This is a genomic window from Streptomyces sp. NPDC111656 (assembly GCF_055656965.1).
In genome coordinates this window covers 13,037-37,381 of sequence record NZ_JBVKCA010000009.1, presented here as the reverse complement: position 1 = coordinate 37,381, position 24,345 = coordinate 13,037, and the positions used below count along the sequence as shown (strand labels likewise).

At 71.0% G+C, this 24,345-nt stretch carries 22 protein-coding genes; 17 read left to right on the top strand and 5 right to left on the bottom strand.

What is annotated here, in order from left to right; all coding sequences use genetic code 11:
- Positions 1-93: 93 nt before the first annotated feature.
- The gene (locus ACZ7M3_RS26070; protein ID WP_472066002.1) at positions 94-2,484 is read left to right on the top strand and encodes a SpoIIE family protein phosphatase; all 2,391 of its coding nucleotides are present in this window, start codon (positions 94-96) and stop codon (positions 2,482-2,484) included.
- Between the two features lie 24 nt (positions 2,485-2,508).
- Here ACZ7M3_RS26070 and ACZ7M3_RS26065 read toward each other — a convergent pair whose 3' ends face one another.
- The gene (locus ACZ7M3_RS26065) at positions 2,509-2,973 is read right to left on the bottom strand and encodes a cupin domain-containing protein (RefSeq protein ID WP_095852076.1); all 465 of its coding nucleotides are present in this window, start codon (positions 2,971-2,973) and stop codon (positions 2,509-2,511) included.
- A gap of 313 nt (positions 2,974-3,286) precedes the next feature.
- On the opposite strand from ACZ7M3_RS26065, the gene ACZ7M3_RS26060 reads away from it, so the two are divergent.
- From ACZ7M3_RS26060 to ACZ7M3_RS26030, 7 genes are all read left to right on the top strand, one after another.
- The gene (locus ACZ7M3_RS26060) at positions 3,287-4,306 is read left to right on the top strand and encodes a substrate-binding domain-containing protein (protein WP_472066000.1); all 1,020 of its coding nucleotides are present in this window, start codon (positions 3,287-3,289) and stop codon (positions 4,304-4,306) included.
- 115 nt (positions 4,307-4,421) lie between these two features.
- A complete protein-coding gene (locus ACZ7M3_RS26055; protein WP_472065998.1) occupies positions 4,422-6,851 on the top strand; it encodes a sensor histidine kinase in 2,430 nt (809 codons plus the stop codon).
- Between the two features lie 11 nt (positions 6,852-6,862).
- Positions 6,863-7,294, top strand: coding sequence for a roadblock/LC7 domain-containing protein (locus ACZ7M3_RS26050; protein ID WP_351304703.1), 432 nt, complete (start codon positions 6,863-6,865; stop codon positions 7,292-7,294).
- 1 nt (position 7,295) lies between these two features.
- Complete coding sequence (locus tag ACZ7M3_RS26045; protein WP_054236773.1) at positions 7,296-7,652, top strand: DUF742 domain-containing protein; 357 nt, start codon at positions 7,296-7,298, stop codon at positions 7,650-7,652.
- Positions 7,639-8,241, top strand: coding sequence for a GTP-binding protein (locus tag ACZ7M3_RS26040; protein ID WP_472065996.1), 603 nt, complete (start codon positions 7,639-7,641; stop codon positions 8,239-8,241). The genes ACZ7M3_RS26045 and ACZ7M3_RS26040 overlap by 14 nt, the downstream gene beginning before the upstream one ends.
- 140 nt (positions 8,242-8,381) lie before the next feature.
- On the top strand, positions 8,382-8,783 hold the full coding sequence (locus ACZ7M3_RS26035) for a glycosyltransferase (protein WP_472065994.1): 402 nt from the start codon (positions 8,382-8,384) through the stop codon (positions 8,781-8,783).
- Positions 8,784-8,891: 108 nt separating this feature from the next.
- Positions 8,892-11,105, top strand: coding sequence for an ArnT family glycosyltransferase (locus tag ACZ7M3_RS26030; protein ID WP_472065992.1), 2,214 nt, complete (start codon positions 8,892-8,894; stop codon positions 11,103-11,105).
- 94 nt (positions 11,106-11,199) lie between these two features.
- Here ACZ7M3_RS26030 and ACZ7M3_RS26025 read toward each other — a convergent pair whose 3' ends face one another.
- Positions 11,200-11,952: an NADPH-dependent F420 reductase gene (locus tag ACZ7M3_RS26025; protein WP_472065990.1), complete on the bottom strand. Its 753-nt coding sequence runs from the start codon at positions 11,950-11,952 to the stop codon at positions 11,200-11,202.
- Between the two features lie 138 nt (positions 11,953-12,090).
- On the opposite strand from ACZ7M3_RS26025, the gene ACZ7M3_RS26020 reads away from it, so the two are divergent.
- Together ACZ7M3_RS26020 and ACZ7M3_RS26015 are read left to right on the top strand one after the other, a co-directional pair.
- Complete coding sequence (locus ACZ7M3_RS26020; protein ID WP_472065988.1) at positions 12,091-12,684, top strand: TetR/AcrR family transcriptional regulator; 594 nt, start codon at positions 12,091-12,093, stop codon at positions 12,682-12,684.
- Between the two features lie 14 nt (positions 12,685-12,698).
- Positions 12,699-13,973 carry an amidase gene (locus tag ACZ7M3_RS26015; protein WP_472065986.1) on the top strand — a complete coding sequence of 425 codons (1,275 nt, stop codon included), beginning with the start codon at positions 12,699-12,701 and terminating at the stop codon, positions 13,971-13,973.
- A 62-nt stretch (positions 13,974-14,035) separates the two neighbouring features.
- Here the strand turns inward: ACZ7M3_RS26015 and ACZ7M3_RS26010 are convergent, their stop codons facing one another.
- On the bottom strand, positions 14,036-14,602 hold the full coding sequence (locus ACZ7M3_RS26010; RefSeq protein WP_472065984.1) for a cysteine hydrolase family protein: 567 nt from the start codon (positions 14,600-14,602) through the stop codon (positions 14,036-14,038).
- Positions 14,603-14,890: 288 nt separating this feature from the next.
- Between ACZ7M3_RS26010 and ACZ7M3_RS26005 the strand changes: the two genes are divergently transcribed.
- On the top strand, positions 14,891-15,895 hold the full coding sequence (locus ACZ7M3_RS26005; protein WP_472065983.1) for a lysylphosphatidylglycerol synthase transmembrane domain-containing protein: 1,005 nt from the start codon (positions 14,891-14,893) through the stop codon (positions 15,893-15,895).
- Positions 15,896-16,597: 702 nt separating this feature from the next.
- Here the strand turns inward: ACZ7M3_RS26005 and ACZ7M3_RS26000 are convergent.
- A complete protein-coding gene (locus ACZ7M3_RS26000) occupies positions 16,598-18,814 on the bottom strand; it encodes an MMPL family transporter (RefSeq protein ID WP_472065981.1) in 2,217 nt (738 codons plus the stop codon).
- 151 nt (positions 18,815-18,965) lie between these two features.
- Positions 18,966-19,553 carry a TetR/AcrR family transcriptional regulator gene (locus ACZ7M3_RS25995; RefSeq protein ID WP_472065979.1) on the bottom strand — a complete coding sequence of 196 codons (588 nt, stop codon included), beginning with the start codon at positions 19,551-19,553 and terminating at the stop codon, positions 18,966-18,968.
- Between the two features lie 333 nt (positions 19,554-19,886).
- On the opposite strand from ACZ7M3_RS25995, the gene ACZ7M3_RS25990 reads away from it, so the two are divergent.
- From ACZ7M3_RS25990 to ACZ7M3_RS25965, 6 genes are all read left to right on the top strand, one after another.
- On the top strand, positions 19,887-20,423 hold the full coding sequence (locus ACZ7M3_RS25990; protein ID WP_472065977.1) for a flavin reductase family protein: 537 nt from the start codon (positions 19,887-19,889) through the stop codon (positions 20,421-20,423).
- 10 nt (positions 20,424-20,433) lie between these two features.
- The gene (locus tag ACZ7M3_RS25985; protein ID WP_472065975.1) at positions 20,434-21,525 is read left to right on the top strand and encodes a 3-oxoacyl-ACP synthase III family protein; all 1,092 of its coding nucleotides are present in this window, start codon (positions 20,434-20,436) and stop codon (positions 21,523-21,525) included.
- A gap of 133 nt (positions 21,526-21,658) precedes the next feature.
- Positions 21,659-22,042 (top strand): SRPBCC family protein, encoded by a 384-nt coding sequence (locus ACZ7M3_RS25980; RefSeq protein ID WP_472065973.1) that lies wholly within the window; start codon positions 21,659-21,661, stop codon positions 22,040-22,042.
- Between the two features lie 76 nt (positions 22,043-22,118).
- Positions 22,119-23,234: a 3-dehydroquinate synthase II family protein gene (locus ACZ7M3_RS25975; RefSeq protein WP_472065971.1), complete on the top strand. Its 1,116-nt coding sequence runs from the start codon at positions 22,119-22,121 to the stop codon at positions 23,232-23,234.
- Positions 23,235-23,432: 198 nt separating this feature from the next.
- Positions 23,433-23,900 carry an FAS1-like dehydratase domain-containing protein gene (locus ACZ7M3_RS25970; RefSeq protein ID WP_472065969.1) on the top strand — a complete coding sequence of 156 codons (468 nt, stop codon included), beginning with the start codon at positions 23,433-23,435 and terminating at the stop codon, positions 23,898-23,900.
- On the top strand, positions 23,897-24,331 hold the full coding sequence (locus ACZ7M3_RS25965) for a MaoC/PaaZ C-terminal domain-containing protein (RefSeq protein ID WP_472065967.1): 435 nt from the start codon (positions 23,897-23,899) through the stop codon (positions 24,329-24,331). Before ACZ7M3_RS25970 ends, ACZ7M3_RS25965 begins: the two co-directional genes overlap by 4 nt.
- Positions 24,332-24,345: the final 14 nt, after the last annotated feature.

The window sequence follows — 24,345 nt, the reverse complement described above, 5'->3', positions numbered from 1 at the left end:
AACCCCCTGCGGCTGCCGAGCGACCCCTCCTGGACCGGATTCCCGCCCACTCCCGGGTTGATGTGACTGCCGTATCACATCATCCTTGTACATATGGTGAAAATCCCGGGCGATGCTGGGCGGGCAACCACGGCCGGTGACGCCATGGTGGTGGTCGACGCGCACGGAGTCGTGACCGGCTGGAGCGAGGGCGCGCAGCTGCTGACCGGGTACGCCGCGGCGGAGGTCACCGGCCGACCGGTGTCGGACCTGCTGGACGGGGACCCACACGAGGCCTGGCGGGCGCTGCGGGCGAACGGCGGCCACGGTGTGGTGCCCGTACGGCGCCAGGACGGGCAGCGGACCGAGCTGGCCCTGCGGGCGTACCCGCTCCAGGGCCGGGAGGGGGCGCCGGCCGGATACGTGATCACCGCGGCGCCGGACGGGCGGGGCCGCGACCTGGGAGAGCTGGCGTTCAAGCAGGCGTCGGTGTCGATGTCGGTCTTCGACACCGAACAGCGCTATCTGCGGATGAACGACACCGCCTGCCGGATCATGGGCGTCCAGGAGGCCGAGGTCCTGTACCGCTACTTTCCGGACACCGTCGAGAACGCGGAGCACAGCCGCGGCTTCTTCAACCATCTGCGCCAGGTGGTCGAGACCGGCCGCCCCGTCCACTACGAGAGCTGGACCAGGGCGCCCTCCGGACTGCGTATGCACGCCTGGAACATCGAGATGTGGCCGCTGCGGGCCCCCTCCGGACAGTTGCTCGGCGTCTCGCTGGCCGGTTACGACAGCACCGAGCAGTACCGGGCCCGGCAGCGGCTCGCCCTGCTGAGCAAGTCCGCCGCCGCCATCGGTACGACGCTGGACGTGATCCACACCGCCCGTGAGCTGGCCCAGCTGGCGGTGCCCGAGCTGGCCGACTTCGTGAGCGTGGACCTGCTGGACTCGGTGGTCGAGGGCGAGGAGCCCACCGGCGGCCCGGTGGAAGCCGATGTGGAGCTGCGCCGGGTCGCGCACCACTCCCGTACCGCCGGGGTGCAGGAAGCGGCGATCGACCTGGGCGCGGCGGACGTCTACCCGTCCTCCTCCCCACCGGTCCGCGCCCTGGTCACCGGGCACGCGGTGCTCACCAGGACCGGCGACCCGGACGTCGACGGATGGCTCAGCCGGCACGGCGCCCGGGCCGCCAGGCCGCACCAGGCGGACCGCCGGGACTTCTCACTGATGGCGGTACCGCTGGTGGCGCGCGGTACGACGCTGGGGGTGGCGGTCTTCGTGAGGCTGCTCACCGCCGAGAGTCCGGACCCCTTCGACCAGGACGACGTGTCGCTGGCCCAGGAGCTGGCCAGCCGCACGGCCGTCTGCGTGGACAACGCCCGCAGGTACGCCAAGGAGCGCACGACCGCCCTGGCCCTCCAGCGCAGTCTGCTGCCCCAGGCGATGGCGGGACAGGCGGCGGTCGAGTTCGCCTCGCGCTACCTTCCGGCGCTGTCGCGGGCGGGCGTCGGCGGCGACTGGTTCGATGTGATCCCGCTGTCCGGAACCCGGGTGGCGCTCGTCGTCGGCGATGTCGTCGGGCACGGCATCCACGCCTCCGTCACGATGGGCCGGCTCCGTACGGCGGTGTGGACGCTGGCCGACGTCGACCTGCCCCCGGAGGAGCTGCTCACCCACCTCGACGACCTGGTCGGACATCTGGCGGCCGACGAGAGCCCGACCGGCGCGGAGATCGGCGCCACCTGTCTGTACGCGGTGTACGACCCGGTCTCCGGGCACTGCGCCGTCGCCACGGCCGGGCACCCGCCGCCCGCCGTACTGTTCCCGGACGGCACCGTGAAGGTCGTCGAGGTGAGCGCGGGACCGATGCTCGGCGTGGGCGGGCTCCCCTTCGAAGCCACCGAGCTGCACCTGCCGGAAGGCACCGTCCTCGCCCTCTACACCGACGGTCTCTTCGAGGCCCGTCACCTCGACGCCGACGCGGGCACGGCTGTGCTGTGCAGCGCACTGACGGTTCCCGCCGGAAATCTGGACGAGGCCTGCGACAACGTGCTCCAGGTGCTGCTGCCGAAGCATCCCAAGGACGACGTGGCCCTGCTGCTCGCCCGCACCCGCACCCTGGACAGCGACGAGGTGGCGGTGTGGGACCTGCCCGCCGATCCGGCGGAGGTCGCCACCGCCCGGCAGTACGCGACCGAGCAGCTGGCCCGCTGGGGGCTCGAGGAGGTCGCGTTCGTCACCGAACTCGTCGTCAGCGAACTGGTCACCAACGCCATCCGCTACGGCGGCGCGCCCATCCAGCTCCGGCTCATCCGCGACCGCACCCTCATCTGCGAGGTCTCCGACGCCAGCAGCACCTCACCCCATCTGCGCCGGGCCCGCACCTTCGACGAGGGCGGGCGCGGGCTGCTCCTCGTCGCCCAGCTCACCGACCGCTGGGGCACCCGCACCACCGGCACCGGAAAGACGATCTGGGCCGAACAGGCACTGCCGTTCGAGTGATCTCACCCCAAGGCCTCTCGGGCGCTACTGGAAGTCGCAGCCGGGGTTGGGCGCGTCCTCCGAGAACGGTGAGCCGTGGGGCAGGACGTACAGCACGTCCAGGACGACGGGGACCGAGCCCTCGTTGCGGCCTATGTGCACATGGGCGGGACCCGGGGGTTCGGTGATCGTACGGCCGGCCGGGTAGGTGCCGTCCTGCGCGCAGGTGGCGTCGAAGTGGCTCAGGGTGCCCTTCTTCACGAGGCCGTAGAGGGGACCGTCGTGGTAGTGCCAGCCGGTGCTCTGGCCGGGCGGGATGGTGATCTCCCGAAGCGTGTAGTCCGTGTTCCCCACGGTGGTCCGGTACAGCACCGTCGCGGTGACACCGGGGCCGGACGGAGTCGCGTACGCGGTCCCGGCGACCAGCGACATGGCCGACAGGCCGACGACCGCGGCGCCTGTCACTCCCGTACGCAGCACGGCACGGACAGCGGAAACCTCACGCGTCATCTCGTCCTCCCCCGTGTGAACGCAGGCAGCCCGCCAACGGCGGGCCCGCGCACCATCATTGAACATCCGTGCCCTGTGCGGAAGGTGCGATACCACTCAACTCACTCATCACGCGTCCAACTAGTGACGATGCGGCGACGGCACCCCCGCGTCGGCCACCTCCGGCATATGCCCGCTCACTTGACGGCCGAGTGTGACACACGATTGGCTCCGGCCCAACGAAAGTACGACAGTCGGTGCACAACATCCCGACATCGCACCGATCTCACTCTCATCGACCCGCCGCTGGGCCGCACAGCGAGGTGCCGCACCCATGAACATGTCCCCCACACCTCACCACTTCCCCGGATCCCCGCACCGCGCCGCCCTCGTCGCCGCCGTCACCGCGGCCTGTCTGCTCGCCGCCGGCTGCTCCGGCTCCGGCGGCTCGAACGACACGAGCGACGCCTCGGCGGGCAAGGCGGGCACCGGCCGGATCAAGGTCGCCCTGATCACCCATGGCGCCCGCGGAGACGCGTTCTGGGAGCTGGTGCGCAAGGGCGCACAGGCGGCGGCCGCCAAGGACGACATCGACCTGACATACGCGAGCGACTCCGAGGCCGCCGCCCAGGCCGGCCTGGTGCGGGACGCGATCCGCGACCGGGTGGACGGCATCGCGCTGACGCTGGCCAAGCCGGAGGCGATGCAGAGCGCGGTCGGCGCGGCCAAGGCGGTGGGGATACCGGTGGTCGGTCTCAACTCCGGGATCGACGCCTGGAAGTCCGAGGGCCTGCTGGAGTACTTCGGCCAGGACGAGAGCGTCGCGGGCCGGGCCACCGGCGACAAACTGGACGAGCTCAAGGCCAAGCACGCCCTGTGTGTCATCCACGAACAGGGCAACATCGCTCTGGAGGCCCGCTGCGCCGGGGTGAAGAAGACGTTCGGCGGCGAGACCGACATGCTCTATGTGAACGGCACCGACATGGACGCCGTGGGCGCCGCCGTCACGGCCAGACTGCGCCAGGACCCGAGCGTCGACGAAGTCGTCATGCTGGGTGCGCAGTTCGCGCTCGCCGCGGTGAAGTCGGTGAAGGCCGCGGGCAGCAAGGCCCAGGTCGCCACCTTTGACCTCAACAGCACTCTGGTGAAGTCCGTGCAGAGCGGGGACGTGCAGTTCGCGGTGGATCAACAGCCCTATCTCCAGGGCTATCTGGCCGTGGACTCGCTCTGGCTCTACCACTCCAACGGCAACTTCAGCGGCGGTGGAACCGCTCCCGTGCTCACCGGACCCGCGTTCGTCACCAAGGAGAACGTCTCCTCGGTCGCGAAGTTCGCGACGAACGGAACCCGCTGAAGCGCTGCCACGCGCACAGGCGTCACCAAGGTTTTCCGTCCCTCACGGTGCGTACGGTCACTTGTACGGATAGCATCCTGCGCACCCCCTCATCGCTGATCGCTCTAGGACGACGATGTCTCCACGGACCGGTGCCCGGCGCCGTCTCGGCTCCATACGTCTCTCCCTGATCCTGCTGGCGCTGGTCCCCAGCGTCACTCTCGCCACCATGTGGGGTGTGACGACGACGCAGATCTTCTCGGAGGGGCTGCGACTGCGCGAACAGACGGGACTGAGCCGGTCGACGGGTGCCATGGGCACCGAGGCGACGCTCGCGCTGCAACAGGAGCGCAGCCTGTCGGCCGCCTGGATGGCCTCGCCGCACGGTTCCCGGGCCGCCCTGGACCGGCAGCGCAGGCGCACGGACGTCGCGGTCGCGAAACTGGTGCGCCGGTCCGAGGACTTCAGACACGCGCCCGCCCGGATCGGCGACCGGATGTACTCGGTCATCGCCTCGGTGGGAAGCCTGGAGTACTACCGGGGACAGGTGGACCACCCCACCGACATCACCGCCCAGCAGGCCCTGGACCAGTACACCTCGATCATCGGCGACCAGATCCACGCCTTCCAGGAACTCTCCCAGGTCGACGACGGCGACCTCACCTCGCAGGCGGGGCCGCTGATCACGGTGGGGAACGCGGCGGAGCTGGTCGCCCAGGAGGACGCCCAGCTCGCGCTCGCCTGGCCCTCGGGAAAGCTCGACCAGCAGTCGTGGCAGCAGTTCGCCCAGCGGGTCGACGTGCGCCGCTGGGTCTTCCAGGGCCAGGTCCTCAACTCGCTGCACGGCACCGTGAAGGACCAGGTCGAACGGGTCCTCCAGAGCCAGGACTGGAAGACCCTGGAGACCGTCGAGGACCAGATCGTCGCGGCCCGGACGGCTCACGGCCGGGTGGCCAGGACGGTCGACCTGCCCGACGCGCACGCACGTTGGAACACCGCGCTCGGCAGGATCTCCGACCAGTACACGAACCTGATCCAGCAGCAGACCACGCAACTGCTCGACCGCAGCGCCGACAAGGCGCACAGCCTGCTGATCAAGGCGGCCGCGCTGAGCGCCGGCGGACTCGTCGCCCTCCTGGTGTGCGTCGTGATGTCCTGGCGCATCACCCGCTCCCTCTCCCGGCGGCTGCGCGGTCTCAGGATGGCCACGCTCAGCCTCGCCGAGGAGCGGCTGCCCGACGTGGTCACCCGGCTGAACCGGGGCGAGAAGGTCGACGTGGAGTCCGCCACCCCGCCCCTCGACTACGGCGAGGACGAACTCGGTCAGGTGGCCAAGGCGTTCAACACCGCCCAGCGCACGGCGGTGTACACCGCGGTGGAACTCGCCGACACCCGACGCGGCTTCCAGAAGGTGATCCTCGGCATCGCCCGGCAGAGCCAGAACCTGGTCAACCTTCAGCTCAGCAAGCTCGACGCGCTGGAACGCGAGCACCAGGACCCGGGGATCCTCAAGGGCCTGTACGAACTCGACTCCACCGCCAGCCAGCTCCGCCGCTACGAGGAGAACCTCGTCATCATCAGCGGCGAGCAGCCCCGGCGCAGCTGGACCGAACCGGTCGCGCTGATCGACATCCTGCGCAGCGCCGTCGGTGAGGTCGCCCAGTACCAGCGGGTGGATGTGCACACCGACGACGAGGTGTACCTGAGCCCGCCCGCGGTGGCCGACGTCATCCATCTGCTGGCCGAGCTCATCGACAACGCGACCACCTACTCCCCCGCGCCCAGCCCGGTGGGGGTGCGGGCCGCGATGGTGGCCAAGGGTCTGGCCGTCGAGATCGAGGACCGGGGCCTGGGCCTGTCCGAGGAGGACTACGCCGCGTTCAACGCCCAGCTGGCGGTGGCCCCGCAGTTCGACGTGGTGGCACTCGCCGACGACCTGCGGCTCGGCATGTTCGTGATCGCGCGGCTCGCCACCCGGCACGGCATCGCCGTCACCCTGCGCTCCTCGCCGTACGGCGGGACCACCGCGATCGTGCTGATCCCGCACGACATCGTGGTCCGCGAGACCCTCGACTCCCCCGCCGCCGACGGGGAGGTCGCGGTACCGGCGGGGGTCGTGGCGGCGAAGGGCTCCGCCGACGACGCGGTCCCGGAGCGCCGGCCCCATGAACGGGCGGAGGAGGCACCCCCCTCCGCCCGGGCCCGCACGACCGACTCCGCCGCGCCCCGCTCCGGCCCCGCTCAGGGCGCCGCCGGCCGCGACGGACTTGCTCCGCTGCCGCGCCGGGTGCCGCAGACCAGCCTGGCCACGGAGCTGCGGGAGGATGCGGCGCCCTCCGAGGCCGACCACGCCGACGACAAGGACGCCTCCGACCTCGCCGACTTCACCGCGGAGCGCGCCGCCTCCTCACTCGCGGGCTTCCAGCGCGGGACGCTCCGGGCGCGCGACGACGAGGAGATGTCGTACGACCACGGGGGCGAGGAACCGTCGTACGACCACGGGGAGGACCCGGCCCCGACCCAGCCCGCAGACCGCTCGTGGACTCCGCCCGCCGACCGCTCGTGAAGGACAGAGAAATGACACGCCCCAGCACCGCCACACACAGCCAGCTCGACCAGCTGCTCACCGGATTGGTGGAACGGGTCGCCGACGTGAACCACGCCGTCGTGCTCTCCGAGGACGGACTGGTCGTCAGCAAGTCCACGGCGTTCGTCCGCGACGACGCCGAACGGCTGGCGGCGACCGCGTCCGGCCTGATGAGCCTCAGCAAGGGCGTCAGCATGGACTTCCGCGGCGGTCCGGTGCGCCAGGCGCTGATCGAGATGCGCGACAGCTATCTGATCCTCACCGCCGCGGGCCCCGGAGCCCATCTCGCCGTGCTCACCAACCAGGGCGCGGACGTCGGCGTCGTGGCGTACCAGATGAACATGCTGGTGAAGAAGATCGGCGAGCACCTCAGGGCAGCACCTCGTGCGGGCGTCACCGCCGCGGCCGACAACGGCGAGTGAGGTGAGCGAAGGCGACGCGGCCGGCCGACTGGTACGGCCGTTCACGCTGACCGGAGGCCGCACCCGGCCCAGCCGCGCCGACTTCACCCTCATCACGTCGGTGACCGCGGTGGATCCGCCGCCCGAGGGCGCCACCCGGCCGCAGCCCGAGCACGCCCGGATCCTGCGGCTGTGCGCGAAGCCCATCGTGGTGGCGGAACTCGCCGCCGAACTCGACCTGCCGGTGAGCGTGGTCGTGATCCTGCTCTGCGATCTGCTGGAGGCGGGCCGGATCACCGTCCAGGCTCCGCGTCTCGTCTCCCGTACCCCGGACCTGGACCTGCTGCAGAAAGTGAGGGACGGCCTTGGCCGGCTCTGACCCCGCCGCGCGCGGGACTTCGGCACCCGACGCACCCCCCGCTCCCGACGCGGTCAAGATCCTGATCGCCGGAGGGTTCGGCGTCGGCAAGACGACCATGGTCGGGGCGGTCAGCGAGATCGTCCCGCTGCGCACCGAGGAACCCCTCACCTCCGCCGGTCTGAACGTCGACGACCTCGACGGCATCGAGGCGAAGCGGGCCACCACCGTGGCCCTGGACTTCGGGCGGATCACCCTCAGCCCCGAACTGGTCCTGTACCTCTTCGGCACCCCGGGCCAGCAGCGGTTCTGGTTCATGTGGAACGACCTCGCGATCGGCGCCCTGGGCGCCGTGGTCCTCATCGATGTCCGCAGGCCGGAGTCCAGCTTCGCCGCCATCGACTTCTTCGAGCGGCGCGGCATCCCCTTCGTCGTCGGCGTCAACGGCTTCCACGGGCACCACCCGTACACCCCCGAGGAGATCCGCGACGCCCTGGCCCTGCCGAAACGGACCCCCGTGCTGCTCTGCGACGCCCGTGAGCGCGGGTCGTGCCGGGACGTACTGATCACTCTGATCGACGAGTTGATCGCTTCGTCCAGCCACAACTGACTTACGGGTACGGGCTGTTCACCGGTCTTCCTGTGACCCGCCAGGGCCCGGCTGTGCGGAAGCTGTGAGTTCCCTGATTCTCATCCTTCCCTCAGCGCGGGCTCAGCGACGGCCCAGATCCGGCCCGGATCGTCGGGGCCATGAACGAAACGAACGCGGGAAGCGTCCGGCAGCGGTCGGTCGAGATCGTGGTGCCGGTCCACAACGAGGCACACGTCCTCGGCGACAGCATCGGCCGCCTCCACGCCTACCTCGAAGCCTCTTTCCCGTTCCCGTTCCGGATCACCGTCGCGGACAACGCGAGCACGGACGCCACCTGGCAGACGGCGACCGGGCTGACGGCGCGTCTTCCGCACGTCCACGCCGTCCACCTGGCGGCCAAGGGCCGGGGCCGCGCGCTGAAGTACGTGTGGAGCCGGTCCGAGGCGGACGTGGTCGCGTACATGGACGTCGACCTGTCGACCGGACTCGACGGTTTCCTCCCGCTGGTCGCGCCCCTGCCGCCGCGGTGGGCAGTTCCCTCGTCGGCCTCACACCCCTGATCACCGCGGTCGGCGCCGACCTCGGCGCCACCGCACCCGCTTCGCCCTGATGCGGCTCCGGGTCTTCCGCCCGCTTCGCACTCCCTCTCCCCGCTTGGAGCCCGCGTCATGACGACTCTCGCCCCACCACCCACGTCCTCACCGAGCAGCGGGCACCGGGCGGCACCGCCCGCCGACGGCGGCTTCGCCGCCCGGGGCCGAAGGCTCTTCACCGGCCCCGCCGAGGACCCCCGCTGGACGCGCCCCGCCCTGTGGGCGATCCTGCTCGCGGCGACGGCCCTGTACGCCTGGAACATCACCTCCATCAGCGGCAACAGTTTCTACAACGCGGCCGTCTACAGCGGCACCAAGAGCTGGAAGGCGTTCTTCTTCGGCGCGCTGGACTCCGGCAGCTTCATCACGGTCGACAAACCGCCGTTCGCCCTGTGGGTGATGGGGCTGTCCGCCCGCGCCTTCGGCTTCGGCACCTGGCAGTTGGCGCTGCCGATGGTCACGGTGGGCACCGGCTCCGTGGCCCTGCTCCACCGCATGGTCAAGCGCGACTTCGGCCCGGTGGCGGCGACCGTCGCCGCGCTGGCACTGGCGCTGACCCCGATCACCGTCGCCATCAACCGGGACACCAACCCGGACCCGATCCTGGTCTTCCTGATGCTGCTCGGCGCGGCGGGTCTCTTCAAGGCCGTCCGCACCGGCCGGCTGATGCCGCTCGTCTGGTCGGCGGTCGCGATCGGCTTCGCGTTCAACACCAAGATGATGCAGGCGTACGTCGTCCTGCCGGCCTTCTTCCTGGTCCACCTGTGGGCCGCGCACGGTTCCCTGGGCCGCCGGATCCGCCACCTCGCCGTCGCCACCGTGGCCCTGGTCGTCTCCAGCGCCTGGTGGATGGTGGTCGTCGACCTGATCCCCGCCTCCTCCCGCCCCTACATCGGCGGTTCGACCGACAACACGGTCTGGGACCTGGTCATCGGCTACAACGGCTTCGGCCGTATCTTCGGCGCCGGTTCCTCGGTCGGCTCGGCGGGCAACGGTGCGAGCTTCGGCGGCAGCGCGGGCGTCCACCGGCTGTTCAACGAGATCATGGGCGGCCAGATCTCCTGGCTCATCCCCTTCGCGGCCATCGCCCTGGTCGCGGGTCTGGTCCTGCGCGGCCGGGCCCCGCGCACCGACGCCAAGCGTGCGGCGCTCATGCTCTGGGGCGGCTGGTTCGTCCTGCACTACCTGACCTTCGCCCTCGCGGAGGGCACCTTCCACCCGTACTACGTCACCGCCATGGCCCCCGGCATCGCGGCCCTGGCCGGTGCGGGCGGCGTGACCCTGTACCGGGCGTTCCGTGAGGGCTCGGCGGCGATGGGGGCGCCCCCCGCTCGAGCGGAGTCGAGAGCTTGGGGGAGGGGCTGGGTGCTGCCTGCCGCCGTCGCGGCCAGTGCGGCCTGGGCGATCGTCCTGCTCCAGCGGGTCTCGGGCTCCGGCACGCTGTACACCGTCGCGGAGATCGTCGTCGGCGTCGCGGGCACGGTCGCGGTGCTCGGCCTGCTCGCCGGACGCTTCACGCGACGCGACCGGCTGATCGGCTTCGCCGCGCTGGCCGCGGTCGTCGCCCTGCTGGCCGGCCCCGCCGCGTACTCGGTCTCGGCGGCCACCTCCGCCACGAACGGCACCAACCCGACGGCGGGCCCCAGCACCGGTGGCGGCATGGGCGGCATGGGAGGGGGTCCGGGCGGCGCGAGCGGTTCGAGTCGTACGAGTGGTACCGGCGGCCGGTCCATGGGTGAGCCCCCGTCGGGCGGCGGCTCCGCGCCTTCGGGCTCCGGCACCCGGCCGAGCGGCGGCGGGACGGGAGACAGCGGGACGGGCGGCAGCGAGACGGGCAGTGACCGGACAGGCGGTGGTCAGATGGGCGGAGGCGGCACGCAGGTGTCGTCCGCGATGATCACGTACCTGAAGAAGCATCAGGACGGGGCCACCTGGCTGCTGGCCGTGGCCACCGACCAGACCGCGTCCTCGATCATCCTGGAGTCCGGGCAGCCCGTCATCTCCATGGGCGGCTGGTCCGGCAGCGACAACGCCATGACCCTCGCCAAGCTCAAGAGCCTGGTGAAGTCCGGCAAGCTGCACTACATCATCGTCAGCAGCGACGGCGGACAGGGCACGAGCTCCGAGATCGCCACCTGGGTCAAGGCACACGGCACGGCCGTCAAGTCCTCGGCGTACAGCTCCGGTTCGTCCTCGACGGCCTCTTCTTCCACGTCCTCCGCATCCTCTACGTCTTCCACGCCGAGCACCGGCGGCCTGTACCGCCTGGACGCCTCCGACGTCGGCTGATCCAGCCATCCACCCCCGGCAGGGGCGGGCCACCGGACATCCCCCACCGGTCGCCCGCCCCTCTTTTCCGCTCTGTTCCGTTCTTCTCCGTCGCTCAGTCCCGGGCTAGGGTGGCCCGGGCTTCGCCCGCCGGGCGCCGTACGGCCGCGTCGGTCAGCTCCTTGACCCGGTCGGCGGGCACCGGAACGCCCGGGGTCTCGAAGAACCAGCGCTGTGCCTCGTCCTGGCTCAGCCCCTCGGGCTGCGCCGCGAGGTAGGGCTGCACGTAGACCGGGGTGCCCGGCTCGCTGCGCCAGCTGTCGGCGAGCGTGCCGATGTCCACCGCGTCGTACCCGAGGACGTCCAGCAACTCGGCCACCCGCGCCTTGGCGGCCGCGTCGTCACCGGCGAGGGGCAGGGCGCTGCGGTCGGGGGCGCCGGAGGGCCGGGCGGAGAGGGACAGGCGCCGGAAGTCGATGCTGTTGAACGCCTTGACCACCCGGGAGTCGGCAAGGTGGCGCTGGACCAGGGCGCTGGAGGTCGGCCCGCCGGCGTCCAGCTCGGCGATGCGGCCGTCACGGTCCGGGTAGTAGTTCATGGTGTCGATCACGACCTTGCCCGTGAGAGCCGCCGCGGGCAGCCTTTCGTAGGCCTTCAGCGGCACGGTCGCCACCACCAGGTCACCGGCGCGGGCGGCCTCCTCGGGGGTGGCCGCGCGCGCGTGCCCGCCGAGTTCGGCGACGAGGCCGGCGAGTGCCTGCGGTCCGCGCGAGTTGCTGAGTACGACGTCCAGTCCGGCCGCCACGGCGAGGCGGGCCAGCCCGCCGCCGATCATGCCGCTGCCGATGAGTCCAAGGGTCTTCGTCACGGTGGGTTCTCCCGCTGAGGTGAGGTGAAGCAGATCGATCAAGAGTGAATCTATATGTCAATCATGAGACTCGGTGTCACACTAGCGTCCGTGATTCACTATGGCGAGCGGGGAGCGGGTGAGCGGTACGATCCCGAGGTGACCGGAGCAGCGCGTACGAGCACGAGGGACATCGCACGGGCCGCCATCCGGGCCGAGTTGGCCCAGGTGGCCTTCGAGCTGTTCCGTCGCGAGGGCTTCGAGAACGTCACCGTCAACGACCTGGCCGCGGCGGCCGGGGTGTCCCGCAGCACCTTCCTGCGCTACTTCGGCACCAAGGAGGACGCCGTCCTCGACACGGTGGACGCCCAGGGCGGACGGATCGCCGACGCGCTGCGCGCCCGGCCGGCCGGCGAGGACGACTGGACGGCGCTGCGACACGCCCTGGGCACGGTCGTCGAGCACCACCGGCGGGACCCGGCCGGCGCGCTCGCGCTGTCCCGTCTGATCATGAAGTCCCCCGCGCTGTGCGCGCGCAGCATGGAGAAGCAGAACGGCTGGCGCCCGGTCATCGCCGAGGCCCTCGCCGAGCGCGCGGCCCCCTCGCGGCCCTCAACCCTGGGCCCGCTGGTGCGGGCCGCCGCTGCGGTCGACTGTCTGAACATCGCCGTCAACCACTGGACCGACTCCGACGGCACCCTCGACCTCGACGATCTGATCGACGAGGCCTTCGCCGCACTCGCGCCGCGCTAGATGAGGACCGCCGGATGAGGACCCTGTCGGCCCTGACGGCGGGCGTGGCCCGGGGCGAGCTGAGCGCGGTCGAGGTGATCGCCGGCGCGCTGGAGCGCCTCGACCGTACGGAGTGCGACGTACGGGCGTGGGTGCGGGTGGACCGGGACGGAGCGCTGGGCGCCGCCCGGGAGCTGGATGCCGTGCCGTCGGGCGGCCCGCTGCGCGGTGTCCCCGTCGGGGTCAAGGACATCATCGACGTCGCCGGTCTGCCCACCGAGTGCGGATCGCCGCTGCGCCGGGGCAGGATCGCCGAGACCGACGCCCCGCTGGTCGCGCGCCTGCGGCGGCTCGGCGCGATTCCCCTCGGCAAGACGGTCACCACCGAGTTCGCGTACTTCGCCCCCGGCCCCACGAGAAACCCGCGCAACCTCGCCCACACGCCCGGTGGTTCCTCCAGCGGCTCCGCGGCCGCCGTCGCCACCGGGGTGGTCCCCTTGGCTCTCGGCAGCCAGACCGCGGGCTCGCTCACCCGGCCGGCGTCGTACTGCGGGGTCGCGGGTTTCGTGGTGCCGGCCGGGGGTTCCCTCGACACGACGGGGTTCGTGGGCCTGGCCCCCGGCCTCGACGCGGTCGGGCTGTTGACTCCGACGGTGGCCGATCTCCGGCTCGCCTATGGGGCATTGACCGGCGCGGGCAGGCTCCCCGGCCCTCCGCAACCGCCGACGCGACCGAGACTGGCGGTGTGGTCGGGCTCCGAACTGGCCGAGATCTCAAAGGACATGCGGGCAGCTCTGCTCCGGAGCGTCGAGGACGCCGTGGCGAACGGCGCCGTACTCGTGGACGTCGACTGGCCCGCCCTCACTCCCCGCCTCGTCGAGGCACACGTCACGGTGATGGCGTACGAGGCCGCGCGGACGCTGGCCGAGGAGAGCACCCACCCGGACCGGCTGAGCGCACCGCTGAACGAACTCCTGGCGCACGGCCGTTCCCTCAGCACCGGGGACTACGAGCACGCGTGGTCCGTCGCGCGGCGGGAGCGCTCCGCGGTGCTGGCACTGCTCGGCGACGTGGACGCCGTGCTCGGCCCGGCCGCCCCGGGTGCTGCCCCGAAGGGCCTGACGGTCACCGGGTCGCCCGTCCTGAGCCGCCCCTGGCAGCTCCTGGGCCTCCCGGCCGTGACCGTACCGGGCCACCGGGACGCCCAGGGCATGCCCCTGGGCCTCCAACTCGTGGGCCACCCGGACCGTCCGGAAGGCCTGTTCTCCCTCGGCCACGCCGTCGAACAAGCCGCGCGGGCGAACGGCTGACGCGCGGCGACCGCCGACGGCCGCCGACGGCCGCCGACGGCATCCGATCAGATCAGAACGGCTCAGTCCTCGACGACCGCCGCGAAGGACACGTCCGCCGTGCCGACGGTGCCCCCGCGCCGCCCGGGTGCGCTCTGCCACGTCCAGTAGAGGTTGGTGTGCGCGATCACCTGCTCCGGCGGCGGCGCGCCGTACGCGCTGAGGTCCTCCGTCGTGTGTGCGTCATCGACCAACGTCACGTCGTACCCGCGTACGAAGGCCCCGTGCAGGGTGGAACGGATGCACATGTCGGTCTGCGCGCCCGTGACGACCAGCCGGCCCACCCCGCGCTCGGCGAGCAGCGCCTCGAGGTCGGTGTCCTCGAACGAGTCGCCGTAGTTCTTGTGGACGAGGGGCTCGGCATCGCGGCGGACCAGTTCCGGCACGTACTGCCAGCTCTCGCTGTCGCGCTTGAGCTGGTCGTCCGAGTGCTGCACCCACACGACCGGCACGTCCTCCGCGCGCGCCTTGCCGACCAGGGCGTCGATGTTCGCGACCACCTCGTCGCGCCGGTGCGCGCCCGCCACCACCCCGTTCTGGACGTCGATGACGAGCAGCGCGGTGTGCGGCCGATCGGGCAGGGTCGTCATGAGGGGCCTCCGTTGTCTCGTCCGTCTCGTCCATCTCGTCCGTCTCACTCGGCAGGTGCGTTCCGAGTGCGCCCCCCCTTTCTACCTTTCGACGACGGGAGCGCCAACTGCCCTGCCCCACAGGACGACGAGCCCGACCGTGTCGCCAAGCCGCTGGTGCCCCTTCCCCTCCCGGACACCGCGCCGTCACACCGAGCGGGAACGTTCCCACTGTCCCCCTCCGCTCAAGCCTCTTCTTGTGTCCGTCCGCCGGTACCGCGGGCGTGACGTGGAAGGACGAAGTGCGCCGTGTCCCCGCTCCCGCTCGACGATCTCCCCGTAGCACGCCCCGCCCCCGTCCGGTCACCCGCCGCCGCCCGCCTGACCCGTCTCACCCGTCTGACGCTGACCCTGCTGCCGCTCCTGGCGATCGGGACGTGGGCGGCGGTCGACTGGCGGGCGGTGAGCGAGGGCGCCGCCCGGCTGGCCGCCGCCGATCCCCGGTGGCTGCTGGCCGGGGTCTTCTTCACCTGCCTGGGCTGGGTGGCCGCCGCGTGCGTCCGGCAAGGCGCCCTGCCCGAACGGCTGCCGCCCGGGCCGCTGCTCGCCTCGCAGTTCGCCGCGGGCGCCGCCAACCACATCCTTCCCGCGAGCATCGGCGCCCACGCCATCACCCTGCGCTTCCTGCAGCGCCGTGGCATACCCCTGGCCAGGGCCACCGCCTCGCTCGCCCTGTACTCGCTGGTCAAGCCGCTGGCGAAGACGGTGGTGCTCGTCGTCTTCCTCGTGGCCTTCCCGGACGCGCTACGGCTCGGCGACCTCACCCCGGACACCTGGACGTTGCTCATGGCCGCCGGGGCCGCGGTGCTCGGTCTCGGCACCGCCGCCCTGCTCCTGACGGTCGTTCGCCCACTGCGCCGCCCGGCGCTCGGCTTCGTACGCACCGCCCTGACCGAGGCGCGGACCCTGCACACCCGGCCCAGCCGCGTCCTCGCCCTGTGGGGCGGGTCGGCCGTCACCCCGGTGCTCCAGGGGAGCGTGATCGCCTCGGTCGGGTTCTCGCTCGGACTGCCGCTGTCCTGGGCCCAGGTGGTCCTCGCGCTGCTGCTCGCCAGTACCGCCGTCGGCGCGGTGCCCGCCCCGGGCGGCATCGGCCCGGTCGACGCGGCCATGGTCCTCACCATGGCCGCGTACGGCGCCCCCGTGTCCCTGGCCACGGCAACCGTCATCGGCTACCGCGTCCTGACCGTCTGGATCCCCCTGCTCCCGGGCGCCCTCGTCCTCTCAGCCCTCGTCCATCGCGAGGTGCTGTGAACCTCGGTCCACGCGACCAGATGCGGCCGCGGCGGGCGACAGGCACACGGCGGAAGAGGCGCGGCGAGAGGGGCGAGCGCCAGGTCCCGCCGGGAATGTGCCGCTGCGAGTGCGGCGGTCTGCTCCCTCTCCCAACCACCGCTGTGGCATCGCCCCGGGCCCGACGACGCCGCCCTGCTCGCCGACGTCGGCGGAGTGGGCGAAGAGGAGTCGCTGTCCGACCTCTTCGGCGCCGCCGACGTCCGGCTGTCCGGCGAGGCGGAGCCGGCCCGCGTGGTGCGCGAGGTGCCCGCCTTCCTGGCGGCGGTGCGGCTCGGGCACTGGTGCGGCGGAGAAAGAAGAGCCCAAAAGGCTTCCGCAGAACGGTGGTGGCGGGAGACGGGCGGGCAGGAGCTGGCCCTGAGGGGCCTGCTGCGTCCGAGGCTCGCCCGGCAGGCCGTGGAGGAGGCCGAGCTGTGGCGCATGGACCCGCCCAACGTGTCCGCGGTACTCCTTGCCACGCCACGCCACCGCCGAACCGCGGCGCACACGCAGCCGAGGACGAGCGGCCCGCGACCCCCTGGGCAGCACGTCGTGGTAGCTGCCCTCGCCGACCGCGGACTCGCCCAGGTATGCAGCAGCCGCGGCGTCCTCATACGGCTCGAGCGGTTGAAGCGCCCCCATCCACGCGTGCGGCGCCTCCACGCGCTGTCGGCAGGCCGCTCAGGCCCGGGCCGGCTCTCGGTCCTTCCCGGAGTAGGGATCCTGTTGAGCGGCAAGCTGCTTACGCAGACGGTCGCCCTCGACGTCCACGTTCGGCAGCATGCGGTCGAGCCACTTCGGGAGCCACCACGCCCGGTTGCCGAGCAGGGCCAGTACCGCGGGGACGAGTGTCATGCGGACCACGAACGCGTCGAAGAAGACGGCGATGGCGAGACCGAAGCCGATCATCTTCACCATCTGCTCGCTGGAGCCGATGAAGCCGGAGAACACCGCGATCATGATGACGGCCGCGGCCGTGACCACCCTGGCCCCGTGCCGGAACCCAGTGACGATGGCGTCCGCCGGCTGCTCGCCGTGGACGTACGCCTCCCGCATTCGGGTCACGAGGAAGACCTCGTAGTCCATTGCGAGGCCGAACACCACACCCACCATGAAGATCGGCATCATCGACATGATCGGTCCGGTCTGTTCCACCCCGAAGAGCGAGCCGAGCCAGCCCCACTGGTAGACGGCGACGACCGCGCCGAGAGCGGCGACCACCGAGAGCAGGAAGCCGAGCGCGGCCTTCAGCGGAACGAGGACCGAGCGGAAGACCACCATCAGGAGCAGGAAGGCGAGGCCCACCACCAGCGCCAGATACGGGATCAGCGCGTCGTTCAGCTTCTGCGAGACGTCGATGTTCATCGCCGTGGCGCCGGTGACCAGGACCTCGGCACCGGTGTCCCCCTTGATGGCCGCGCTCTCGTCGCGGATGGCGTGAACCAGCTCCTCGGTCTCGGCCGAACTCGGCTTGGACTTCGGGATGACGGTGATGGTCGCGGTGTCGCCCGACTTGTTGAAGGCGGCCTGGGTCACCACCGCGACGCCGTGCAGCGCGTGCATCTCCTTCTCGACCCGGGCGACGGCTCCCTTGGCGTCCTGGGACTTCCTGGCGTCCACGACCGTCACGAGCGGACCGTTGAAGCCGGGGCCGAAGGCGTCGGAGAGGGTGTCGTACGCCTTGCGCTGCGTGGTGTGGGGCGGCTGCCAGCCACCGTCCGGCATGCCCATCTTCAGCGAGGCCACCGGCACCGCGGCCGCGCCGAGGCCCACCACACCCGCGAGCAGCATCCACACCGGGCGGCGCAGGACGAACTGCGCCCAGCGCGTGCCCCGGTTGGGCTTCTCCGCGGTCACCACATGGTTTTCGAGGGCCTTGCGGGCCTTGCGGCCGTGGACGCGCTTGCCCGCGTAGCCGAGCAGTGCGGGGATGAGGGTGAGCGCGATGAGGACCGCGATGGCGACCGTCCCGGCGGCCGCGATACCCATCTTGGTCAGCATCGGGATGTTGACGACGGACAGACCGACCAGGGCGATGACCACCGTGAGTCCGGCGAAGACGACCGCGGAGCCGGCAGTGCCCACGGCCCGCCCGGCGGCTTCCTCGCGCCTGTGTCCTTCGGCCAGTTCGGCGCGGTAGCGGGAGACGATGAACAGCGCGTAGTCGATGCCGACCGCGAGGCCGATCATCATCGCGAGGGTCGACGTCGTGGTACCCAGGTCGAGCGCGCTGGCGAGCGCCGTGATGGACGAGACGCCGATGCCGACGCCGATGATCGCGGTCAGCAGCGGCAGCCCGGCCGCGAGCAGCGAACCGAAGGTGATGACGAGAACGATCGCGGCGACGAGGACACCGATGATCTCGGACGGACCGGTCTCGGGCGGGGCCTGGAGGGCGTCACCGCCGATCTCCACGACGAGTCCCTTGCGTCCCGGCTCGGCCTGGACGCCCTTCAGGGAGTTGCGGGTCGCGTCGGTCAACTCCATCGAGGTGACCCTGTACTTGACCGAGGAGTACGCGGTCGTGCCGTCCTTGCTCACCCCCTTGGCCGTGAACGGGTCGGTGGTCGAGGCCAGTTGGTCCGAGCTGGACTTGAGGCCGGCGATGGTCCTGGTGACCGCGGCCTTGTTGGCGGCGTCGGTGACCTTCTCGCCGTCCGGCGCCTTGAAGACGACCCGGGCGGTGGCGCCGTCGGCGCTGGAGCCAGGGAAGCGCCGGTCGAGGAGGTCGAACGCCTTCTGCGCCTCGGTCCCGGGGACCGAGAAGGAGCTGGAGGCGGCGGTGGGCGCGGACGCGGCACCGAACCCGGCGAGCGCGAGGAGCGCCACCCAGATCAGTGCGACGAAGTGCCGCCGTCGTAAGGCGAACTTGCCGAGTTTGTAGAGAAACGTGGCCACGAGTCGTACTCCCGGTCGGGTCGTTGGATCTGCGGGCAGGTGGGGGTGAAACGGAGGTGCGCAGGAGCCGGGATCCGAGAGCGCGAAGGCAGGCTCCGGGGAAAGGGGGACCCGGGCTCCCAGAGAGCGGGCAGGCTCTGAGGGAGAGGGGTCATGATCCGAGCGTGGGGAGGACCGAGGCGTCTATGTACGCGGCGAGGAAGTCCGGGGTGGGGGGCCGGTCCTCGATCAGACTCCGCGCCATGAAGGCGCCGACCAGCATGTGCGGCACATAAGCCAGCGCTGGATGGTCCGCACGCACCTCACCCCGGTCGACGGCGCGCCGCAGCATCGTTTCGACGGCACACAGTTCCGGTTCGATCAGCAGGTCCTTGAAGGCGCGCCGCAGATCGGGATTGGCGCGAACCGCCATGGCGAGCCCCTGCATCAGTGCGGAGTCACGCTCCATGCCGCAGTCGTCCCCGCGCGACACCAGCTCATGAAGGTCGCCGCGCAAGGTCCCGGTGTTGATCTCTTCGAGGTCTCCCGGCTTCGCGTGCCGCAGGGCCCGGCACACGAGCTGAGCCTTGTTGCCGTACTGGCGGTAGAGGGTTGCCTTGCTGGACCGAGTGCGGGCGGCGACGGTGTCCATCGTCAGGGTGTCGTAGCCGACTTCGCGGAGCAGTTCCAGCACGGTCCCGCAGAACTCCGCCTCCCGCTCGGGCGTGCGGCGCCGGGTGCGGCGCGCTGTCGTCTCCATGACGAACCTTCCTTCGGTACGAAACCGTTTCGTACCGAAGGGACGGTACAGGAGCCTCACCGAAAACGAAACCGTTTCGTACTCAGCTGCCCATCGGGTGCCGCCACGGCGCTCTCGTACCCCAAGCCGGGGCCGTGCGCGGCGAAGTGACAGGCCGCCGGTCGACAGGCCTTCGGAGGAAATCCTGCCGACCCATACCGACACCTGTCTCCTGCTCTTTGGTCGAGCCCAAAGGTGCTCTCCCGATGAGCGTTCCGGCTCCGCCGCCCGCACCGCAGTGTTCAGGGCAGGCCACAGCAGGTGGACACGGTCAAGCTCCGAAGGAGGGATTCGATGCTCGACAAGGGGGCGGTGGCGCGGCCTGCCGTCGACAGCAGGGAATTCAGGCAGGCCATGGGCCGCTTCCCCACGGGCGTCGCGGTGGTGGCGTCCGGGGCGGGCGGGAGCACCGAGGCTCTGACCGTCAACTCGGTGACGTCCGTGTCGCTCGCCCCACTGCTGATGTCGGTCTGCCTGCGGCCCGAAGGGCGGGTGTCCCGGCGGATCGCCCAGCGGCGGGAGTTCACCCTGAGTTTCCTCGCCGCGGATCAGCGTCAGGTGTCGGCGCTCTTCGCCTCCCGCGACCGCCCGGTCGGCATACAGGCACAGCGACAGCTCGGCGATCTCGTGGGGCCGCGCGGCTCGGTGCTAGTCCAGGGATCCCTGGCGTCGATGGAGTGCGTGTTGGAGACGTTCAGCGCGGGCGGGGACCACCTGATCGTCCTCGGCCGGGTCGAAGCACTGCACCTGGGAGACGCGGACCGGGAGCCGCTGGTGTTCCACCGCGGCCACTACACCCGGCTCGCCTCGTACGCCGACGCGCAGGGCTGAGCGAACCAGGTTGACCGAGCAACGACTCCAGGCCGCCCAGGTGGCCGGAAAGGTGCAGGACATGGCACATGCCGCCGCCGGACCCAGAGCCGGCATCACCGCCGGAATCAGGGAGATCGGCATCAGCGTCCCCGAGCGCGTGGTGACGAACCAGGAACTGGAGCAGACCCTCGACACCACCGACGCGTGGATTCGCGCCAACATCGGTGTGGAGACCCGGCGTTACTCGGACCCCGACGACTGGACCTCGGACCTGGGAGCCCGCGCGCTGCTGGACGCGTGCGAGCGAGCCGGCGTCTCCCCTGCCTCCGTGGACCTGGTGATCTGCGGGACGTACACCCCCGACCGCATGCTGCCGAGCACCGCCGTCACCATCATGGGCAAGGCGGGTATCAGCGGGACCCCCGGCTTCGACGTGAACAGCGGCGGCTGCCCCGGCTCGGTGTACGCGCTGGAGGTCGGCGCCAACTTCATCGCCTCGGGCGCCTACCGCAGGGTGGCCGTGGTCCTCGCCGACGTCAGTACGAAGATCTTCGACCCGCAGGACCGCACCGTCGCCGTCATCTTCGGTGACGCGGCCGCCTGCTATCTGCTGGAGCCAGTGGTCTCGGGTGCCGACGGACTGGGCTCGGCGCGCCTGGGCAGCGAGCCGTCCGGCCAGTCCACCGGCTATGTGACGCGTGAGCCCCGGTTCGCCGAGAACGGCGAGCGGCGGCAGTCCGGCTTCGGGGACAACTTCACCGTCATGGTGGGCCGCGGGATCCGCGACTTCGTGCTCGGCAGCGTCCCGGGACTCATCGAGAAGACGGTGGCCGACGCGGGCCTCGGCCTCGACGACATCGACTTCTTCGCATTGCACCAGGCCAACCGGCACATGGTGCACACGATCCTGGACACGCTCGGCCAGCCTCGGGACAAGACGCTGACCAACATCCAGCACATCGGAAACACCTCCGGGGCCTCGGTCCCGCTGGTCCTGCGCGACGCCGTCGACGCGGGAAGGATCGGGCCCGACGACCGGGTCGTGCTGGCCGCCTTCGGCGCCGGCCTCAACTACGGGGCATTGGTGACGCGTTGGTGCGGCCCCGAGGACTTCGCCTGACCCGGCGCCATCGCGCGCCGGCCGGCCACCGGGCGTCAGTCGGCCACCGTGCGCGGACCGGCACCACCGACCGGTGGTTTCACCGGCCACCGTTCTCCACCACTACGCACAAGTACCCAGCAAGGGAGTCTGCATGGGAAGCGTGACAGGAAGCATCAGTGTCTCGGCGCCGTTCGCCGACGTGTTCGCGGTCGTCTCCGATCCGGAGCGGCTGCCCGACTGGTGCACCGACTTCGCGCGCGCGTCGCGCAAGGACGGCGACCACTGGACCGTGGACACCCCGTTCGGCCCGGTCGAGGTGCGCTCCTCGGCCGACCGCGGGACGGGAGTCGTCGACTTCCGCGTGGTGTCCGAGCACGGTGATCATCGCGCCTTCACCCGGCTCATCGCCGTGTCCGGCAACGAGAGCGAGTTCGTCTTCACTCGGCTGTTCGGCGCCGGGGAGGGCGAGGCCGAGGCGCCCCAGCTGCTCGCCGTCATCGAGGGCCGCCTCAAGGCCCTCGCCTCCCTCTTCTGATCACCAGCGTTTCTGCGCTGCCGCGTGCCTGCATTCCTGCATCTCTGCATCTCTGCATTCCTGGAAGGGAAAGTCCGTGAAGTTTGCCTGGATCGATCTGCGTTCGGTGAATGCTGAGCACCAGGAGGCCGTCGTCGACGCCGCCGTCCACGCGCGTCTCGAAGGTGTCCTCGACGATAAACTGGAGGTGCTCGCCGCTCTGCCACCGACCGTCCTCAAGGTCCTCCTGCCGGCCGCCGACGCGCCGCTTCCGCCCGAGGCCGCGGACATCGCCGACATCATCCTGACCCCCATCTCCAAGGTCGAGGAGCTGGACAAGCTCAAGCTGACCGTGGACGGCGGCACGTCCGTCGGCGCCTACGTCGACGTCGTCGACGACCCGACCTTGCGGCTGGCCTGCGCCGCGGCCATCGCGCTCCCGAACACGCTCGTCAAGTTCCGCGACCCCACCAAGATCCCGCTGGAGATCGTCATCGCCGCGGCCGACAAGTCTCCGGGCCGCCTGATCTGCGAGGCCGGCGATCTCGAAGAGGCCGGGATCATCGTCGACGTGCTGGAGAAGGGCTCCGACGGCCTGCTGTACGGGGCGAAGGACTCCAACGAGGTGTTCGGCCTGGTCGAGCTGCTCGGCGCCAAGACCCCGGACCTGGACCTGACCACCCTCACCGTCCAGTCCATCGAGCACAACGGTCTCGGCGACCGGGTGTGCGTCGACACCTGCACCCACTTCGGCAAGGACGAGGGCATCCTCATCGGCTCGTACGCCTCGGGCTTCATTCTCGGCGTGAGCGAGACCCACCCGCTGCCATACATGCCGACGCGCCCCTTCCGGGTCAACGCCGGTGCCCTGCACTCGTACGTCCTCGGCGAGGACAACCGCACCAACTACCTGAGCGAGCTGAAGGCCGGCAGCACGATTCTCGGCGTCACCGCGGACGGCAGGACCCGCCGGATCGTGGTCGGGCGGGTGAAGCTGGAGTCGCGTCCGCTGCTCACCATCCACGCGCTCTCGCCGGAAGGCGTCGAGGTCAGCCTGACCGTCCAGGACGACTGGCACGTCCGCGTCCTCGGCCCAGGTGCCGCGGTACTCAACGTCACCGAGCTCAAGGCCGGGGACCAGCTCCTCGGCTACATCGCCACCGACAAGCGGCACGTGGGGTGGCCGGTCGCCGAGTTCTGCATCGAGAAGTAGGCGGCGGGCGGCACAGCCGCACCTCAGCGCGCCCGAACCAGGCCCGCCCCGGAGAGCCTCCCCCTTTGGCTCCCCGGGGCGGGCCGCTCACCGAGTGGGGAGTGCCCAATGGCCGACACCGCACCATTGACGAACGAGACCGGCCCTGGGCCGTCGCCACAGTTGACGAAAGAGACCGGCCCGAGGCCGTCGCCACGGTTGACGCGGGACACCGGCCCGGCGCTGTCGCCCGGAGCCCGGCTCACGCCCTTCACGGTCACCGTGGAGCGGGGCAGGCTGAGGTTCTTCGGGAGCGTCATCGGGCTGGAGGACACCGAGTTCACCAGTCTGGAACGCGCCCGGGAGGCCGGACACCACGATCTGCCTGTGCCGCCCACCTTCCTCTTCGGGCTCGAACTGGAGCACCAGGCGGACGTCCAGGGGCCGGACGGACCACCGGTGGACCCGAGCCGGGTCCTGCACACCGAGCAGTCCTTCAGCTACCACGAGACGGCACACGCCGGCGACGAGCTGGTTTTCTCTCCCGTGATCACCGACGTGTACCGGCGGCGCGCCGGAACCATGGAGTTCGTGGTCCGCGATACGGCGGTCACCCGCCCCGACGGGACCGCCGTCGCCGATCTGCACCAGGTGATCATGGTGCGTCACCCGGAGGGCGAGCGATGACCGCACCGACGTCGACGTCCCTGGTGGGTACGGAACTTCCCGACCTGCACCCGGACGAGGTGGCCCGGGCGACGCTCGCCCTGTTCGCCGGCGCGTCCGGCGACCACAACCCGATCCACATCGACACCGACGCGGCCCGGGCCGCCGGCTTCGACGACGTGCTGGCCCACGGCATGCTCTCGATGGCCTTCCTCGGCAGGCTGGTGACCTCCTGGGTCCCGCTCGGCGCCGTCCGCTCCCTCAAGGCGCGCTTCTCCGCGATGACTCCGGTGCACGCGCGGCCGCACTGCACCGGACGCGTCACCGCGGTCGAGCAGGGCGCCGACGGCGAGCTCCTGGCACGGATCGCGCTGGCCGTCCGGCTCGCGGACGGCACGCTCACGGTGCGCGGCGAGGCCGTGGTGGCGGCGGACTCCCTGCCGACGACTTGAACCAGACGTACGAG